The organism is Stenotrophomonas nematodicola, from assembly GCF_009467805.1.
GTDB classification, from domain to species: Bacteria; Pseudomonadota; Gammaproteobacteria; order Xanthomonadales; family Xanthomonadaceae; genus Stenotrophomonas; species Stenotrophomonas nematodicola.
Window position 1 is genome coordinate 167,824 of the sequence record NZ_WIAY01000002.1, and the last position, 15,176, is coordinate 182,999.

The following is a 15,176-nucleotide window of genomic DNA, read 5'->3' on the forward strand; positions in this document are numbered from 1 at the left end:
TCAGGATCGGGGAAGCAGGCGGCTGCTCAGCGCAGCGCGGCCTGCAGGGCCTTGCGGATGACCGTGGCGACGTCATCGCCGTCGGCATTGGCGTCGCGCGCCATGCGCGCCGCCTCGGTGGGTTTGTACCCCAGTTGCTGCAGGGCCACGGTGGCTTCGGAGACCGGATCGGTGGCCGGTGCGGCCCCGGCGATCGGCGCCCCGCCCCCGCCGAAGGTGGCGGCGCGGTCGCGCAGCTCGAGCACCATGCGCTCGGCGGTCTTCTTGCCGATGCCCGGGATGCGGGTCAGCGCGGTGATGTCACCGGCCTGCACCATGCGTGCGAACTCGTCCACGCTGACGCCGGAAAGGACCGCCAGCGCGATCCTGGCGCCGATGCCGCTGACCTTCTGCACGTCGCGGAACAGGCGGCGCTCGCCCTCGCGCAGGAATCCGTACAGCGAAACGCTGTCTTCCTTCTGCGCGTAATGGGTGAACAGGGTGACCTCGCGGCCCAGCTCGGGCAGGTCGTAGAAGGTGCTCATCGGGGCTTCCAGCTCATAGCCGACGCCGTTGACATCCACCAGCAGCCACGGCGGCGCCTTGTAGGCCACGATCCCGCGCAGACGACCAATCATGCAGTGTTCCTCATTTCCGGCTCCAGGCCATGCGTGCATTGACGCCCAGCCGCTGCGCCGTCGCCCGTACATGGGCATGGGTGATGGCCACCGCCAACGCATCGGCGGCGTCGGCCTGCAGCTTGGTTTTCAGGTTGAGCATAAGCCCGACCATGTGTTGGACCTGTTGCTTTTCCGCGCCACCGCGGCCGACCACGGCCAGCTTGATCTCGGTGGCGGCGTATTCGCTGACCGGCAGGTCGCGCATGACCACGGCCGAGATCGCCGCGCCGCGTGCCTGGCCGAGCTTCAGCGCCGAGTCCGGGTTGCGGGCCATGAACACCTTCTCGATGGCGACCTCGTCCGGGCGGTATTCCTCCACCAGGGCGGTCAGCCCGACCACCAGCAGCTTCATCCGCTGCGGGAAGTCGTCGGCGCCCAGCAGCACCAGCGGCAGGTGGTGCACATGCACGACCTTGCCGGTGGCGTCCACATCAATGATGCCCACCCCGGTGCGCTGCGAACCGGGGTCGATGCCGAGAATGCGGGTCATGCGACACGCACACGGCCGCCTGCGGCCCGGAACGGACGGCTGCGGCGGCGATAACAGGGAACGGCAGGAGTCATCATGGTCCGCATTGTCCGCTCACCGGTCGCGCAAAGCGACCGGTGAGGCGCACGGTCAGGCGTAGGCGTCCGCGCCGAGATCGGCGTTGGAGAACACGTCCTGCACGTCGTCCAGGTCTTCGAGCATGTCCAGCAGCTTCTTGACCTGCAGGGCGGTGTCGCCCTCGACCTTGATGTCGTTGTCGGCGCGGAAGGTGAGCTCGGCATGGTCCGGGGTGTGCCCGGCCGCCGTCATTGCGTCCTTGACCGCGTGGTAGCTGTCGGCGGCGGTGAGCACGTCGATCGCACCATCTTCGGGATAGACCACGATGTCGTCCGCGCCGGCCTCGATGGCCGCCTCGGTGACGGCCTCTTCATTGGCGCCGGCAGCGAAGTGGAGCACGCCCACGCGCTTGAACATGAAGGACACCGAGCCTTCGGTGCCCATGTTGCCGCCACACTTGCTGAACGCATGGCGGACATCGGCCACGGTACGCACGCGGTTGTCGGTCAGGCAGTCCACGATCACGGCCACGCCACCGGGGGCATAGCCCTCGTAGCGGATCTCCTCGTACTCCACGCCTTCCAGTTCACCGGTGGCCTTCTTGATGGCGCGTTCGATCACGTCCTTGGACATGTTCGAGGCCAGGCCCTTGTCCATCGCCACGCGCAGCCGCGGGTTGTTGTTGGGGTCGCCTCCACCGCCGCGCGCGGCAACGCCGATCTCACGGATGATCTTGGTGAAAATCTTGCCGCGCTTCGCGTCGGACGCGTTTTTGCGGTTCTCGATGGAGGGGCCTCTACCCATGAGTATTTCCGTGCTTGCGTGAGGAACAGGGCGCGGATTCTACCTGATCGCCCGGCGCGACCGTGTTAGTCGCCCCCCGGGGGCCCGCCGGGACTCAGGCCGCGTGGGCGGCGTGGTCGTGGCGGAAGCGGCCATCGCGCAGGAACGCGGCGGTCTGGCGCGCGGCGTCCGGGGAGAACACCAGCCCGCTGTGGCTGGCCGGCACCACGCAATGGTCGGTCAGGCCGGGCAACTGGGTCTCATCCAGTGCCACGGTGCCGTCGGAGGCCTCGCCCATCGCGCCGAGCAGGCTGCCCAGGCCGTGCGGGACCGAGCCGGCGATCAGGCCGACCTGCGCCCTGCCCTCCCAGGCCGGCAGGCCGTCCAGCAGCAGGTCGCTGCTGCGCCCCAGCGCCAGCGACCAGCCGTGATCGGCCAGCGACCGGGCGGTACCGCTGCCGCGCAGCGGCGAGCCCAGGCAGACCACCCGCGAAACCGGCAGATCGGGTTGCCAGCGCAGCGCCTCCAGCGCGACCAGCCCACCCAGGCTGTGCCCGACCAGGGACACCGGACCACTGTCGCGGAGCCGCTCCAGCAGTTGCGGCACGGCCACATCCGGGCCGCCGAACACGCTGGCGTAGCCGAAGGTGTCCACGGTGAACCCCCGGGCGCGCAGGCGCCAGGCCAAGGGGCCAACCCAGGCGCGGGCGTTCCAGATGCCGTGCAGCAGTAAAACGGGGGGAGTCATGCACTCAGCCTGGCCATGCGGCCTTGGAACCTGCGGGAGGAAACGCCCCCATTAGACGAAGGGCGGCCGCAACGGCGGGTGAAGCCGGTGCAGCCGGGGCGTCAGCAGGGAATGGGGAGGGATCAGCGCGCCGGCGTCGGCGGACGCCGCAGGATGAACTCCAGATCACGCACCGTGCCAACCGGGAATTCGTAGGTGCCCACCTTGCTGAAGCCATAGCGGGCGTAGAAGCGCTGGGCGCCGAAGTTCTCCGACCAGACCCCCAGCCACAGCGTGCGCGGTCCGTCGCGTTCGAGCCAGTCCAGCGCCGTTTCCAGCAGCCGGCTGCCCCAGCCGCAGCTCTGCTCGTCCTTGATCAGGTACAGCCGCTTGAGCTCGCCGTCGCCCGGCGCGACCTCCGGGTGCGGCAACCCGCACGGGCCGGCGGCGGCATGCCCCACCGCGACGCCGTCGCGCTCCAGCAGCCACACCGCGTAGTCCGGGTGGGCCAGGATCACGCGCTGGCGTGCAGCCGGATAGGCCTCATCGAGGAAGGCCTGCAGATCCTCGGCCGGGTACAGGGGGCCGAAGGTTTCAACGAAGGTGCGCGTGGCCAGCGCCGACAGGATGTCGGCGTCGGCCTCGGTGGCGCGTCGGATGGCGTACATGACGGGTGCCGGGAGGCAGGCGTTACGCCCGCGCTCCGCCGGTGGCGTCGGCGTCGTCACCTTCCGCGTCGTCCTCTTCCTCTTCCTCTTCGTCTTCGTACTCCTCGTCCTCGTCGCCCTCTTCCTCTTCCTCGTCCTCGAATTCTTCTTCGTCGTCTTCGTCTTCTTCGTAGTCCTCCACGCCGAAGTCCTCGCCATCCCAACGGCCTTCACCGTCGGCGACGAAGGTCAGGGCCATCGCGGCGGGATTGGTCCCCACGCGCACCAGCCAGCCGCCGAAGACGCGGGCGCGTTCGGTGACCAGGGCGGCGTCGGCGCCCTCATTGCCCAGTTTTTCCCACTCCAGCGAAAATGCGAATTCGGTCATTGCCTGGCTCTCCTGGACGATGATGGATGTGGTGCAGCCGGGCAGAGCCCGGCTCTACGGAACGATGATGGATCTGGTGCAGCCGGGCAGAGCCCGGCTCTACGGAACGATGATGGATCTGGTGCAGCCGGGCAGAGCCCGGCTCTACGGAACGATGATGGATCTGGTGCGGCCGGGCAGAGCCCGGCTCTACGGAACGATGATGGATCTGGTGCAGCCGGGCAGAGCCCGGCTCTACGGAACGACGATGGATCTGGTGCAGCCGGGCGCGGCAGCGCCCGGCGCAGGTTACTGCTTTGCCGGGCGGACCTGGACGTGCACTTCGGCCAGCTGCTCGTCCGGGATCGGCGACGGGGCGCCGGTCATCAGGCACTGCGCGCCGGTGGTCTTGGGGAACGGAATCACGTCGCGGATCGATTCGGTACCGGCCATGAGGGCAGCGATACGGTCGATGCCGAAGGCGATGCCACCGTGCGGCGGCGCGCCGAAACGCAGCGCGTCGAGCAGGAAGCCGAACTTGCCCTCGGCCTCTTCGGCACCGATGCCGAGCAGTTCGAACACCGCGCTCTGCATGTCCGAGCGGTGGATACGGATCGAACCGCCGCCGATCTCGTTGCCGTTGAGCACCATGTCGTAGCCGCGCGACACGGCCGTCTTCGCATTGGCACGCAGGTCGGCGATATCGTCCACTGCCGGGGCGGTGAAGGGGTGATGCAGGGCGACGTAGCGCTGGGCTTCGTCGTCGTATTCGAACATCGGGAAGTCGGTGACCCACAGCGGCGCCCAACCGGCCGCGACCAGATCGAAGTCCTTGCCGGCCTTCAGGCGCAGCGCGCCCATGAAGTCGGACACCTTGTTGTAGCCACCTGCACCGAAGAACACGATGTCGCCGTTGCCGGCCCCGACGTGCGCAACCAGGGCGGCGAAGGCCTCCTCGCTGAAGAACTTGGCGATCGGCGAGCTGACCTCGCCGTTCTCGGCGATCTTGATGTAGGCCAGGCCCTTGGCGCCGTACTTGGCGGCATGCGCGGCGTACTCGTCGATCTGCTTGCGCGACAGGCTGGCACCGCCCGGGATGCGCAGCGCGGCGACACGGCCGTCGGCATCGTTGGCCGCGGCGGTGAACACCGGGAACTCACTGGTCTTGACCAGCTCGGCGACGTCCACCAGCTCCAGCGCGATGCGCAGGTCCGGCTTGTCCGAGCCATACCGGCGCATCGCCTCGGCCCAGGTCATGCGCGGGAAGCTGGCATCCAGCTCCACGTCGACCACTTCCTTGAAGATGGCGCGGATCATGGTTTCCACGAAATCCTGCACGTCGCGCTCGCGCACGAAGGCGAATTCCATGTCCAGCTGGGTGAACTCCAGCTGGCGGTCGGCACGCAGGGCCTCATCGCGGAAGCAGCGGGCGATCTGGTAGTAGCGGTCGAAGCCGGCCACCATCAGGATCTGCTTGAACAGCTGCGGGCTCTGCGGCAACGCGTAGAACTCGCCCGGATGCATGCGCGCCGGCACCAGGAAGTCGCGCGCGCCCTCGGGGGTGGCCTTGGTCAGGATCGGGGTTTCGATGTCCTGGAAGCCGGTCGCGTCCAGGTGGCGGCGCAGCGCCTGCACCAGCTTGATGCGGGTGCGCTGCATACGCTGCATTTCCGGGCGGCGCAGGTCCAGGTAGCGGTACTTCAGGCGGGTTTCCTCGCCCGGGTTCTCGTGGGCGTGGAACGGCAGCGGCTCGGCCTTGTTGAGGATGGTGATGGCCGTGGCGATCACCTCCACGTTGCCGGTGCGGAGCTTGTCGTTGACCGCATGGCGGGCACGCACCACACCCTCCACCTGCAGCACGTCCTCATAGCCCAGGCTGGCGGCCACGGCGAACACGGCCGCGTTGTCGACTTCCACCGTCACCTGCACGATGCCCTCATGATCGCGCAGATCGATGAAGCACACGCCGCCCTGATTGCGGGCAACGTCGGTCCAGCCGGCAAGGGTAACGGTTTGGCCAATCAGGGTCTCGTCGACCAGGCCACAGAAGTGGGTACGCATGGGGGTAAAGCTCCGCAGGAGAGTGCCGGCACCAAGCTGCGCCGGAAAGCCCGTTATTCTGCGGCCGTCGGCGCGGCGGGGCAAATCGGGCCTCGCCGGCCCGGCATCACGCGTTGTGAACCGGGGGCCTTCCTATAGTCCGCCCACCAACGACCGCAAGGGGATGTCGCCATGAACCGCCGCCTGACCGTCGCCTGCCTGACCGCCGTGCTCGCCCTGGCCGCCCCCGCGGCGCAGGCCCAGATCAGTTCACGTGCCTACGCCCCGGAGAATCTGTCGCAGCTGTCCTCCTCGGACCGCAGCCGGGTCATCAGCCAGGAGTACGCCGACCAGTCCAATGGCCGGCGCATCCCCGATGACCAGCTGCGGTTCTACCTGGCCCAGGTCAATTCGGGCTGGGGTTTCTCGCGGATCAAACAGGATATCGCCACCTCGCTGCGCGGCAGCGGCAATGGTGGGGGCTGGAACGGTGGCGGCGGCAACAACGGGACCGTGCGCTGCGAAAGCCAGGACAACCGCGAGCGGGTCTGCAATACCGGCTGGCGCAGCGCGCGCCTGTCCCGGCAGATCTCCGGCACGACCTGCGTGGAAGGCCGCAACTGGGGCTCGCGCAACGGCACGGTGTGGGTCAGCGGTGGCTGCCGTGCCGAGTTCGTTGAAGGGCGGGGCAACGGCGGCTGGGGCGGCGGCAATGGCAGCGGCGGCACCATCCGCTGCGAAAGCCAGGACAACCGCGAGCGCACCTGCAACACCGGTTGGCGCAATGCGACCCTTGTCCGGCAGATCTCCGGCTCGGCCTGTGTGGAGGGCCAGACCTGGGGCGCGCGCAACGGCAGCGTATGGGTCAACCGCGGCTGCCGGGGGGAGTTTGCCGAGGCCCGTGGCAACAGCGGCGGCGGCTGGGGCGGCGGCGACAGCAACTACAGCGTGACCTGCAGCAGCAACAACAACCGCCAGCAGACCTGCGCCTGGGATGCCCGCCAGGGACGCCCGGCATTGATCCAGCAATTGTCGGGCACCGCCTGTGTGGAAGGCCGCAGCTGGGGCTACAGCAACGGCAGCCTGTGGGTGAACGGCGGGTGCCGGGCGCGCTTCGGCGTCCGCTGACCGACCCCAGGGGCAGCGGCCTGCGTCAGGGGGCGCTGCCCCACGGTGGGGGCGGCAGCGCCACCGGCCTGGCAAGGTCGAAGGCGACCTGGAAGCGGCGGCCGCCGGGCCGGGTCAGCTCATAGATGAAGCGCTGGTCCGGATCGACCTCCATCGCCCAGGTGTTGTGCACGGAGGGCAGCATGTCGGCCTTTCGGAACATCGCCACCGAGTCGGCATCCACCGGGAATTCCTGACGCTGCGCGGTGCCCGGTGGCTTGCTGTCGCCGCCGTAGAGGCTGATCGCATCGGGGCTGCCGTCTGCATGGCGATGATCGTGCTTGAGACGCAGGCCGTGGGAGGTGCGGGTCAGCACCCACGTCCGCGAATGGTCGTCGCCGACATGGAAGGGAATGCGCAGCTCGTGGGCCGGGTCGTCGCACCCGCGCACATGCATGACCAGCCGCTTGCCTTCGAACGGATCGGGTGCATCGGTACGCGGCTCGTTGGCCACGATGCGGCCTTCAAACGCCTTGCCGCAATGGGCGGCCACCGCTGCCATGAAGGCGTCCGACGGCGCCAGCGAGATGTCGTGGGCGAGTGGATCGCGTTCGCCACTACAGGCGGCAAGCCCCAGTGCGGCGGCCAGGGGCACGAGCTTCAGTACGTTCATGGACCCACCCTAACGGCCACGGCCGGGCAGCGCAAACGCCTCCCGCATCGCGAAGGGCTTCATCCCCGCTGTGTTAAGGTCGTGGCGTGACCGGTTCGCCTTCTTCCCCACGAAGGTCGCACGCGTGTTGCGGCTGACCGCCCTGCTCACGGGAGTAGCGCTGCTCCTGACGGGCAGCGGGCTTCTGGGTACCTTGCTGGCGGTGCGCGGCGGGCAGGCCGGCTTTGGTGCCGGCACCCTGGGTCTGGTGATGTCCGGCTATTTCGCCGGGTTCTTCATCGGCACCTTCTTCGCCCCCTCGCTGATCGGCCGCATCGGACATATCCGTGCGTTCGCCTTCTTCGCCGCGCTCGCCGCAATCGCGGTGCTGCTGCATCCCCTGTGGCTCAACCCCTGGGGCTGGGGCGTGCTGCGCATCGCCACCGGCATCGCCCTGGTCGGCCTGTACACCGTGATCGAAAGCTGGCTCAACGCCGAGCCGGATCCGGCCCAGCGCAGCCGCGCATTCTCGCTGTACATGGTGGTCAATCTGTCCGCGCTTGCGCTGGGCCAACTGCTGCTGATGCTCGGCGACGCCAGCGCAACGGCCATGTTCATGCTCACCGCGATCCTGGTCTGTGCCGCCGTGCTGCCGGTGACCGCGACCCGCCTGCGCCAGCCGGACGTGCCGGTGATGAGCCGGTTGAGCCTGCGGCGTCTGTACGCGATGGCGCCGGTGGCGACCGTGGCGGCAGGCCTGTCGGGTCTGGCGATGGGTGCGTTCTGGGGGCTGTTGCCGGTGTATGCCGGCGAGGTCGGCCTGGAGGACACTGGCGTGGCTCTGTTCATGCTCGTGGCGATCATCGGCGGCGCGGTGCTGCAGTGGCCGCTGGGCCAGCTCAGCAACGGCCACGACCGGCGCAGCGCGCTGGTGGTGCTGAGCCTGATCGCCGCGGGCATCGCGCTGGTGGCGTCGCTGCCGATGATCCAGCTCCAGACCCACCTGCTGTTCGGCCTGTTCTTCTTCTACGGCGGCCTGGCCTTCGCGCTGTATCCGTCCGCCGTGGCGCACATGCTCGACTACCTGCCACGCGAGCACCTGCTTGCGGGCTGCTCCAGCCTGCTGCTGGTCCACGGCGTGGGTGCCGCGTTCGGCCCGGCCCTGGCCGGTGCCGGCATGCAGCGCTTCGGCCCGGCCGCGCTGCCGCTGTATTTCGCGGTGGTGCTGCTGGCACTGGCACTGTTCACCACCGCCCGTCTGCTGCGTTTCCAGCGCCTGCGCACCCATCCGGTCGGCTTCCGCCTGATGCTGCGGACCACACCCGGCGCGCTGGAACTGATGCCCGAAACCGACCAGCAGGCCCCCCAGGACACCCCTTACCCCGCCGACTCCGAAAAGGAAGTGCATTGACTGTATCGACACCCACCGTCCCCACCTCACCCCGTACCCTGCCGGCCACGCCGGCCGCGCAACTGATCCTCGCCACCGATCTGGATGGCACCTTCCTCGCCGGCGATGCCGCCGCGCGCCACCGCCTGTACCGGCTGGTCGACCAGCACCCCGGTATCCGCCTGATCTTCATCACCGGCCGCGGGCTCGAAGCGGTGATGCCCCTGCTCTCCGATCCGGCCATCCCGCGCCCGGATGTCGTGGTCTGCGATGTCGGCGCGACCGTGGTCGACGGGCATACGCTGCAGCCGCTGCAGCCCCTGCAATCGATGATCGACGCGCACTGGCCCGGCGAGCAGGTGGTGGCGGCGGCGATGCGCCCGTTCGCCGCGCTGCAGCGCCAGGATGTACCGCAGGAGCGCCGCTGCTCCTACTTCTGCGATCCAGACACGCTGGCGCCGCTGCGCGGACAGATCCAGGCCGCCGCGCAGGCGCTGGGCTGCGATGTGCTCTATTCGGCCGACCGCTATCTGGACATCCTGCCGCCGGACACGGACAAGGGCCGCACGCTGTCCGCGTTGGCGCGCCTGCTCGAACTGCCGCGCGAGCGCATCCTGGTCGCCGGCGACACGCTCAACGATCTTTCCATGTACACCGCCGGTTTCCGCGGCGTGTGCGTCGGCGATTCGGAGTCGGCCCTGACCGCAGCCACGGCTACGCTCGGCCACACCTTCCACGCCGAGGCGCCCGGCTGCGGCGGCATCCTGGAGGCGATCGAACACTTCGGCCTGCTCGCCAGCGATGACCCGTTCCTGCATCCGCCGGCGCAGGCGCGCGCCGATGGCGCCGAACTGGTGATGGTCTACCACCGCCTGCCGTTCGATGAGGTCATGCAGGACGGCGTGCTCGTCCAGCGCCCGCCTCGCTCGCCCAACGGCATCATTCCGTCGCTGCTGAGCTTCTTCGACGGCGGGCAGAAGGGTTCGTGGGTGGCGTGGGGAATCGACGATCCCAAGCGCGGTCCGTTCCAGACCCACCTGGCGGTGGATGCCGAACGCTATCCGACCCTGACCGCCGCGCGCGTGCCGCTGAGCAAGCAGGAAGTGGACATCTTCTACAAGCGCTTCTCCAAGGAAGCGTTCTGGCCGATGCTGCACGTGTTCTGGGAGCGCGCGCGCTTCCGCGAGGACGACTGGCAGGTATTCCTGCAGGTGAACCGCAAGTTCGCCGAATCCACCGCCGCCGAAGCCGCGCACGGCGCCACGGTCTGGATCCACGACTACAACCTGTGGATGGTGCCGGGCACGCTGCGCGAGCTGCGTCCGGACCTGAAGATCGCCTTCTTCCACCACACCTACTTCCCCTCCGCCGACGTCTTCAACGTGGTGCCCTGGCGGCGCGAAATCATCGGCAGCCTGCTCAGCTGCGACTACATCGGCTTCCACATTCCGCGCCAGGTGGAGAATTTCGTGGACGTGGTGCGCGGGGCGATGCCGGCCGAGCGGCTGGCGTGGGAGAGCTGCGCACCGCGCTTTCTGACCTATGGCTGCGCGGTGGGCCTGGACACCATGACCACGCGGTTGCGCGTGGGTGATCGGGAGATCGCGCTGGGCGCGCATCCGGTCGGCACCGATCTGCGCCGCATCCACGCCGTGCTGGCGCGCGGCGACGTGCGCAACGACATCTTCAAGCTGCGCCGCGAGATCGGCGCGCGCAAGCTGGTGCTGTCGGTGGAACGGCTGGACTACACCAAGGGCACGCTGGCCAAACTGGAGGCATTCGAGCGGCTGCTCGAGCAGCATCCGGACCGCTTGGGCAAGGTCACCCTGCTGATGATCTGCGTGCCGGCCGCGCGCGAGATGACGGTGTACCGGACCCTGCAGAACCAGATCGAGCAGGCAGTGGGGCGCATCAACGGGCGCTTCTCGCGGCTGGACTGGACGCCGGTGCGCTTCTTCGCCCAGGCACTGCCGTTCGAGGAGGTGGTGGCGCACTACGCCGCCGCGCAGGTGATGTGGATCACCCCGCTGCGCGACGGACTCAACCTGGTGGCCAAGGAATTCGTCGCCACCCAGGGCATCGAAGGCAGCAGCGGCGTGCTGGTGCTCAGCGAATTCGCTGGCGCCGCCGCCGAGCTGAAGGGCGCGGTGCTGACCAACCCGCATGATCCGGCCGACCTCACCGCCGGGCTGCTGCAGGCATTGTCGATGCCCGATGATGAAGCCACCGGGCGCATGCGACAGCTGTTCGACAGTGTGGAGTACTACGACGTGGACCGCTGGGGACGCGAGTTCCTGGAGGCGGTGCGCGGCTGATACGGCGATGCAGCCGGGCAAGCGCCCGGCTGCTGACCTCAGGCGCCGCGCATCATGCCTTCGGCCAGCACGGCGACCTGGCGCAGCACGTCATTGCGTCCGGCATCGTCCACCGTGGCGCCCTGCAGATAGCTGGTGAGCACCCACGGGGCGCCACCGGCCATCGGCCACAGCATCGCGATGTCGTTGGTGGTGTCCTTGCCGTTGCTGCCGGTCTTGTCGCCCACCCGCCACGTGCTGCCCAGCCCCGCGCGCAGGCGCTCGTCGCCGGTTTCGTTGTCGATCAGCCAGTCGGCCAGCTGCTGGCGCGACGCGGGCGCCAGCACCTGGCCGAGCAGGAAGCGCTGCAGGCTGGCGGCCATCGCCGCCGGGCTGGTGGTATCGCGCGGGTCGCCCGGCGCAAACCGGTTCATCTCCGGCTCGAGACGGTCGTTGCGGGTCACCGCATCGCCGTGCTCACGCAGGAAGCGCGTGACGGCAGGCGGGCCGCCCACCACCCCCAGCAGCAGGTTCGCGGCAGGGTTGTCGCTGGTGATCATCGTGGCCCGGCACAGATCGCGCACGGTCAGGTCCTTGCCGATGTGCCGCCGGGTGACCGGCGCGTGGTCGATCAGATCCTCCGCGCGCATCGGCACGCGCTTGTCCAGGTCGAGCCGGCCGGCATCGACCTGGCGAAGCACCGCCGCACACAGGACGAACTTGAAGGTACTGCACATCGGGAAGCGCTCGTCCTGGCGGTGGCCGATGCGCCGGCCGGACGCGGTGTCCAGCAGGGTGACCCCGAGCCGGCCACCGCTGGCCGCTTCCAGCGCGGCGAAGTCGGGGGCGGCGGCCAGCGCCGGGGCCGTGGTGCGCGGCGGCGTTTTCGCCAGTGCGGTGGCGGTCAGCGCGGAGGCGGCGGCCACCCCGGTCCAGTGCAGGAACTGTCGTCGAGCAAGCATGCGGATTCTCCTGGTGAGGCGGAGAGTATTGAAGCCGTGGCGGCGCGGCACCAGCGAGCATTTTCAGCGGAAGCCATTCGCCTTTCTTATGCCTCGGCGGATTTCCGGGGCGGATTTCAGGATCTGCCGGCGCACGATCGGCACTTTCGAGGGTAACGGTGCGATGATCCATCGATCTTCCTCACGGCTCGCGCCCATGCTCCGCCCCCAGTTGCCGCTCAATGCGCTGCGCGCTTTCGAGGCCGCCGCCCGGCATCAGAACTTCACCCGCGCCGCCTTGGAACTGTGTGTCAGCCAGGCCGCGCTGAGCCACCAGATCCGCGCACTGGAGAATCGGCTCGGGGTGTCGCTGTTCCATCGGCTGCCGCGTGGCGTGGCGCTCACCGACGAAGGCGCGCGGCTGTACCCGGTGCTCAACGAGGCCTTCGACCGGATCGCGGTGAGCCTGGACCGTTTCGTGGGCGGGCACTTCCGCGAGGTGCTGCGTGTGGGCGTGGTCGGCACCTTCGCCACGGGCTGGCTGCTGCCGCGCCTGGCGGACTTCCATGCCCGCCATCCGCAGATCGACCTGCGTCTGCAGACCCACAACAACCGCATCGACCTGGCCGGCGAAGGGCTGGATCTGGCGATCCGCTTCGGCGAGGGCGACTGGCAGGGGCAGGTCAGTGATGCGGTGCTGGACGCGCCGTTCGCCCCGCTGTGCGCGCCCGCCCTGGCCCGCCTGCTGCACCAGCCGCGCGACCTGGCGAACGTGGCATTGCTGCGGTCCTACCGCACCGACGAATGGCCGCGCTGGCTGCAGGCGGCCGGGGTGGCGGAGCTGGAAGCGCGTGGACCGGTGTTCGATTCGTCGCTGACCCTGGCCAGCGCGGCGGCGGCAGGCAATGGCGTGGCCCTGCTGCCGCTGAAGATGTTCGGGCAGGACCTGGCGCAGGGGCGCCTGATCCAGCCGTTCGCGCCGGTGCTGGACCTGGGCCGCTACTGGCTGACGCGCCTGCGTTCACGCCCCGAGAGCGACGCGGCGCGGCTGTTCCGCCAGTGGCTGCAGGCGCAGGGAGAGGTCACGGGCTGACGGGTGCCGACCGCGGTCGGCACATCGCCCCCGACGATCAACCTTCCAGCAGTTCCATCCAGCTCTGCTCCGCCTTGGCCAGCAGCGCCGCCGTCGCTTCGCGGTCGCGGCCGAGCACGGCCATGCGGGTTGCGTCGGCGTAGTTGGACGGATCGGCCAGCTGGCGGTCCAGCTCGGCCAGCGTGCCCTCCAGCTCGCCCACTTTGGCTTCGGCGGCTGCCAGCTTGTGCGGATTGACCGGCTTGCGCGGCGGCAGCGGCGGGGTCGGCGGCACCGGCTCCGGTGCGGCGGCGGCCATCTTCTGCTTGGTGCCCTGCGCCGCCGGACGCGACCGCAGCCACGCCGCGTAGGCGTCCAGATCGCCGTCGAACGGCTCCACCACCCCATCGGCCACACGCCAGAAGGTGTCGCAGACCAGACCAATCAGGTGGCGGTCGTGCGAGACCATCACGATGGCACCCTCGAAATCGGCCAACGCTTCCGCCAGCGCTTCGCGCATTTCCAGGTCGAGATGGTTGGTCGGTTCGTCGAGCAGCAGCACGTTCGGCTGCTGCCAGGCGATCAGCGCCAGCGCCAGGCGCGCGCGCTCGCCACCGGAGAACCCGTCCACCGGTTCAAAGGCACGGTCGCCGGCGAAGTTCCACTTGCCGAGGAAATCGCGGAAAGCCTGGTTGGGCGCATCCGGGGCCAGATCGCGGAAATGCTCCATCGGCGACTGGCCTTCGTGCAGCGATTCCACTGTGTGCTGGGCGAAGTAGCCGATGCGCAGGTCCGGGTGGGCCGCGCGCTCGCCGGTCAACGGCGCCAGCTCGCCGACCAGGGTCTTGACCAGCGTGGTCTTGCCGGCGCCGTTGGGGCCGAGCAGACCGATGCGCTGGCCCGCCTCCAGGCCGAAACCGACCTCGTGCAGGATCACGGCGTCCGGGCCATAGCCGGCATCGACGTGGTTCAGGCGGATCAGCGAGAACGGCAGCTTGGCCGGCGGGGCGAATTCGATACGGAATTCACGCTCGGCACGCACCGCCTCGGTGCCGGCCAGCTTGGCCAGGCGCTTCATGCGGCTCTGCGCCTGTGCGGCCTTGCTCGCCTGCGCCTTGAAGCGATCGATGAAGCTCTGCAGGTGGGCGCGCTCGGCCTGTTCCTTCTCGTGCGCGATCTGCTGCTGACGCAGCTGTTCGGCGCGCTGGCGCTCGAAATCGGTGTAGCCGCCCGGATACAGCTTGGCGCCACCGCCATGCAGGTGCAGGGTATGGGTGGCGACGTTGTCGAGGAACTCGCGGTCATGCGAGATCAGCAGCAGCGTGCCGGGGTACTTGAGCAGCCACTGTTCCAGCCAGAACACCGCGTCCAGGTCGAGGTGGTTGGTCGGTTCGTCGAGCAGCAGCAGATCGCTGGGCATCATCAGCGCGCGGGCCAGGTTGAGGCGCACGCGCCAGCCACCGGAGAACGACGACACCGCCCGGGAATGCGTCTCGGCCGGGAAGCCCAGGCCATGCAGCAGCTTGCCGGCCCGCGCTTCGGCGTCGTAGGCGCCGATTTCAGCCATCTTCTGGTGCGCGGTGGCCACCGCCTCCCAGTCTTCCCGGGCCGCCGCGTCGGCCTCGGCGCGCAGCACCGCGGCCACCTCGGTGTCGCCTTCGAGCACGAACTGCAGCGCCGGGTCCGGCAGCGAGGGGGTTTCCTGGGCCACCGATGCGATGCGGACCTTGCCAGGCAGATCGACGTCGCCCTTGTCGGCTTCCAGCTCGCCCTTCACGGCAGCAAACAGGCTGGACTTGCCGGCGCCATTGCGGCCGACCACGCCAACGCGGTACCCCGCGTGCAGAGTCAGGTCGACGTTGGACAACAGCAGCCGCTCGCCACGGCGCAAGGCGAAGTTACGAAGGGAAATCATCTTGGGGGTCCATATAACGGAATGGAATGTGCTCG

The 15,176-nt window shown here is 68.9% G+C and carries 14 protein-coding genes; 4 read left to right on the forward strand and 10 right to left on the reverse strand.

The genetic code is table 11. The features are described from left to right. Positions 1 to 26 precede the first annotated feature (26 nt). The 7 genes from ruvA to aspS form a co-directional block, all read right to left on the reverse strand. Entirely contained in the window at positions 27 to 617 is a 591-nt protein-coding gene (gene ruvA / locus GDJ08_RS08315) for a Holliday junction branch migration protein RuvA (RefSeq protein ID WP_017354674.1), read from the reverse strand. 10 nt (positions 618 to 627) lie between these two features. Further along, positions 628 to 1,149, reverse strand: a complete 522-nt coding sequence (gene ruvC, locus GDJ08_RS08320) for a crossover junction endodeoxyribonuclease RuvC (protein ID WP_017354673.1) — start codon at positions 1,147 to 1,149, stop codon at positions 628 to 630. A 129-nt stretch (positions 1,150 to 1,278) separates the two neighbouring features. Then, positions 1,279 to 2,010 carry a YebC/PmpR family DNA-binding transcriptional regulator gene (locus tag GDJ08_RS08325; RefSeq protein ID WP_017354672.1) on the reverse strand — a complete coding sequence of 244 codons (732 nt, stop codon included), beginning with the start codon at positions 2,008 to 2,010 and terminating at the stop codon, positions 1,279 to 1,281. A 94-nt stretch (positions 2,011 to 2,104) separates the two neighbouring features. Beyond that, positions 2,105 to 2,737: an esterase/lipase family protein gene (locus GDJ08_RS08330; protein ID WP_153164680.1), complete on the reverse strand. Its 633-nt coding sequence runs from the start codon at positions 2,735 to 2,737 to the stop codon at positions 2,105 to 2,107. 122 nt (positions 2,738 to 2,859) lie between these two features. Beyond that, positions 2,860 to 3,384: a GNAT family N-acetyltransferase gene (locus tag GDJ08_RS08335; protein ID WP_153164681.1), complete on the reverse strand. Its 525-nt coding sequence runs from the start codon at positions 3,382 to 3,384 to the stop codon at positions 2,860 to 2,862. 22 nt (positions 3,385 to 3,406) lie between these two features. Further along, positions 3,407 to 3,751 carry a DNA primase gene (locus tag GDJ08_RS20115; protein ID WP_153164682.1) on the reverse strand — a complete coding sequence of 115 codons (345 nt, stop codon included), beginning with the start codon at positions 3,749 to 3,751 and terminating at the stop codon, positions 3,407 to 3,409. A 288-nt stretch (positions 3,752 to 4,039) separates the two neighbouring features. Continuing rightward, positions 4,040 to 5,791: an aspartate--tRNA ligase gene (aspS, locus tag GDJ08_RS08345; protein WP_136003032.1), complete on the reverse strand. Its 1,752-nt coding sequence runs from the start codon at positions 5,789 to 5,791 to the stop codon at positions 4,040 to 4,042. A 423-nt stretch (positions 5,792 to 6,214) separates the two neighbouring features. Here aspS and GDJ08_RS08350 point away from each other — a divergent pair, with 423 nt between their 5' ends. Next, complete coding sequence (locus GDJ08_RS08350; protein ID WP_423669314.1) at positions 6,215 to 6,898, forward strand: DUF3011 domain-containing protein; 684 nt, start codon at positions 6,215 to 6,217, stop codon at positions 6,896 to 6,898. A gap of 25 nt (positions 6,899 to 6,923) precedes the next feature. Here the strand turns inward: GDJ08_RS08350 and GDJ08_RS08355 are convergent, their stop codons facing one another. Beyond that, on the reverse strand, positions 6,924 to 7,550 hold the full coding sequence (locus tag GDJ08_RS08355; RefSeq protein WP_017354666.1) for a hypothetical protein: 627 nt from the start codon (positions 7,548 to 7,550) through the stop codon (positions 6,924 to 6,926). Between the two features lie 124 nt (positions 7,551 to 7,674). Between GDJ08_RS08355 and GDJ08_RS08360 the strand changes: the two genes are divergently transcribed. Next, positions 7,675 to 8,940 carry an MFS transporter gene (locus GDJ08_RS08360; protein ID WP_136003030.1) on the forward strand — a complete coding sequence of 422 codons (1,266 nt, stop codon included), beginning with the start codon at positions 7,675 to 7,677 and terminating at the stop codon, positions 8,938 to 8,940. 62 nt (positions 8,941 to 9,002) lie between these two features. Beyond that, entirely contained in the window at positions 9,003 to 11,234 is a 2,232-nt protein-coding gene (ggpS, locus tag GDJ08_RS08365; protein ID WP_153164861.1) for a glucosylglycerol-phosphate synthase, read from the forward strand. A 38-nt stretch (positions 11,235 to 11,272) separates the two neighbouring features. Here the strand turns inward: ggpS and blaL2 are convergent, their stop codons facing one another. Next, positions 11,273 to 12,175 (reverse strand): L2 family extended-spectrum class A beta-lactamase, encoded by a 903-nt coding sequence (gene blaL2 / locus GDJ08_RS08370; RefSeq protein ID WP_153164684.1) that lies wholly within the window; start codon positions 12,173 to 12,175, stop codon positions 11,273 to 11,275. 196 nt (positions 12,176 to 12,371) lie between these two features. Here blaL2 and GDJ08_RS08375 point away from each other — a divergent pair, with 196 nt between their 5' ends. Then, positions 12,372 to 13,247 carry a LysR family transcriptional regulator gene (locus tag GDJ08_RS08375; RefSeq protein ID WP_136003028.1) on the forward strand — a complete coding sequence of 292 codons (876 nt, stop codon included), beginning with the start codon at positions 12,372 to 12,374 and terminating at the stop codon, positions 13,245 to 13,247. A 37-nt stretch (positions 13,248 to 13,284) separates the two neighbouring features. Here the strand turns inward: GDJ08_RS08375 and GDJ08_RS08380 are convergent, their stop codons facing one another. After that, a complete protein-coding gene (locus tag GDJ08_RS08380; RefSeq protein ID WP_136003027.1) occupies positions 13,285 to 15,141 on the reverse strand; it encodes an ABC-F family ATP-binding cassette domain-containing protein in 1,857 nt (618 codons plus the stop codon). Between the last annotated feature and the right edge of the window lie 35 nt (positions 15,142 to 15,176).

What these genes read in the sequence shown, in the direction of transcription:
- ruvA (WP_017354674.1), bottom strand. Translation starts at nt 617, where the DNA reads ATGATTGGTCGTCTGCGCGGGATCGTGGCCTACAAGGCGCCGCCGTGG.
- ruvC (WP_017354673.1), bottom strand. Translation starts at nt 1,149, where the DNA reads ATGACCCGCATTCTCGGCATCGACCCCGGTTCGCAGCGCACCGGGGTG.
- GDJ08_RS08325 (WP_017354672.1), bottom strand. Translation starts at nt 2,010, where the DNA reads ATGGGTAGAGGCCCCTCCATCGAGAACCGCAAAAACGCGTCCGACGCG.
- GDJ08_RS08330 (WP_153164680.1), bottom strand. Translation starts at nt 2,737, where the DNA reads ATGACTCCCCCCGTTTTACTGCTGCACGGCATCTGGAACGCCCGCGCC.
- GDJ08_RS08335 (WP_153164681.1), bottom strand. Translation starts at nt 3,384, where the DNA reads ATGTACGCCATCCGACGCGCCACCGAGGCCGACGCCGACATCCTGTCG.
- GDJ08_RS20115 (WP_153164682.1), bottom strand. Translation starts at nt 3,751, where the DNA reads ATGACCGAATTCGCATTTTCGCTGGAGTGGGAAAAACTGGGCAATGAG.
- aspS (WP_136003032.1), bottom strand. Translation starts at nt 5,791, where the DNA reads ATGCGTACCCACTTCTGTGGCCTGGTCGACGAGACCCTGATTGGCCAA.
- GDJ08_RS08355 (WP_017354666.1), bottom strand. Translation starts at nt 7,550, where the DNA reads ATGAACGTACTGAAGCTCGTGCCCCTGGCCGCCGCACTGGGGCTTGCC.
- blaL2 (WP_153164684.1), bottom strand. Translation starts at nt 12,175, where the DNA reads ATGCTTGCTCGACGACAGTTCCTGCACTGGACCGGGGTGGCCGCCGCC.
- GDJ08_RS08375 (WP_136003028.1), top strand. Translation starts at nt 12,372, where the DNA reads ATGCTCCGCCCCCAGTTGCCGCTCAATGCGCTGCGCGCTTTCGAGGCC.
- GDJ08_RS08380 (WP_136003027.1), bottom strand. Translation starts at nt 15,141, where the DNA reads ATGATTTCCCTTCGTAACTTCGCCTTGCGCCGTGGCGAGCGGCTGCTG.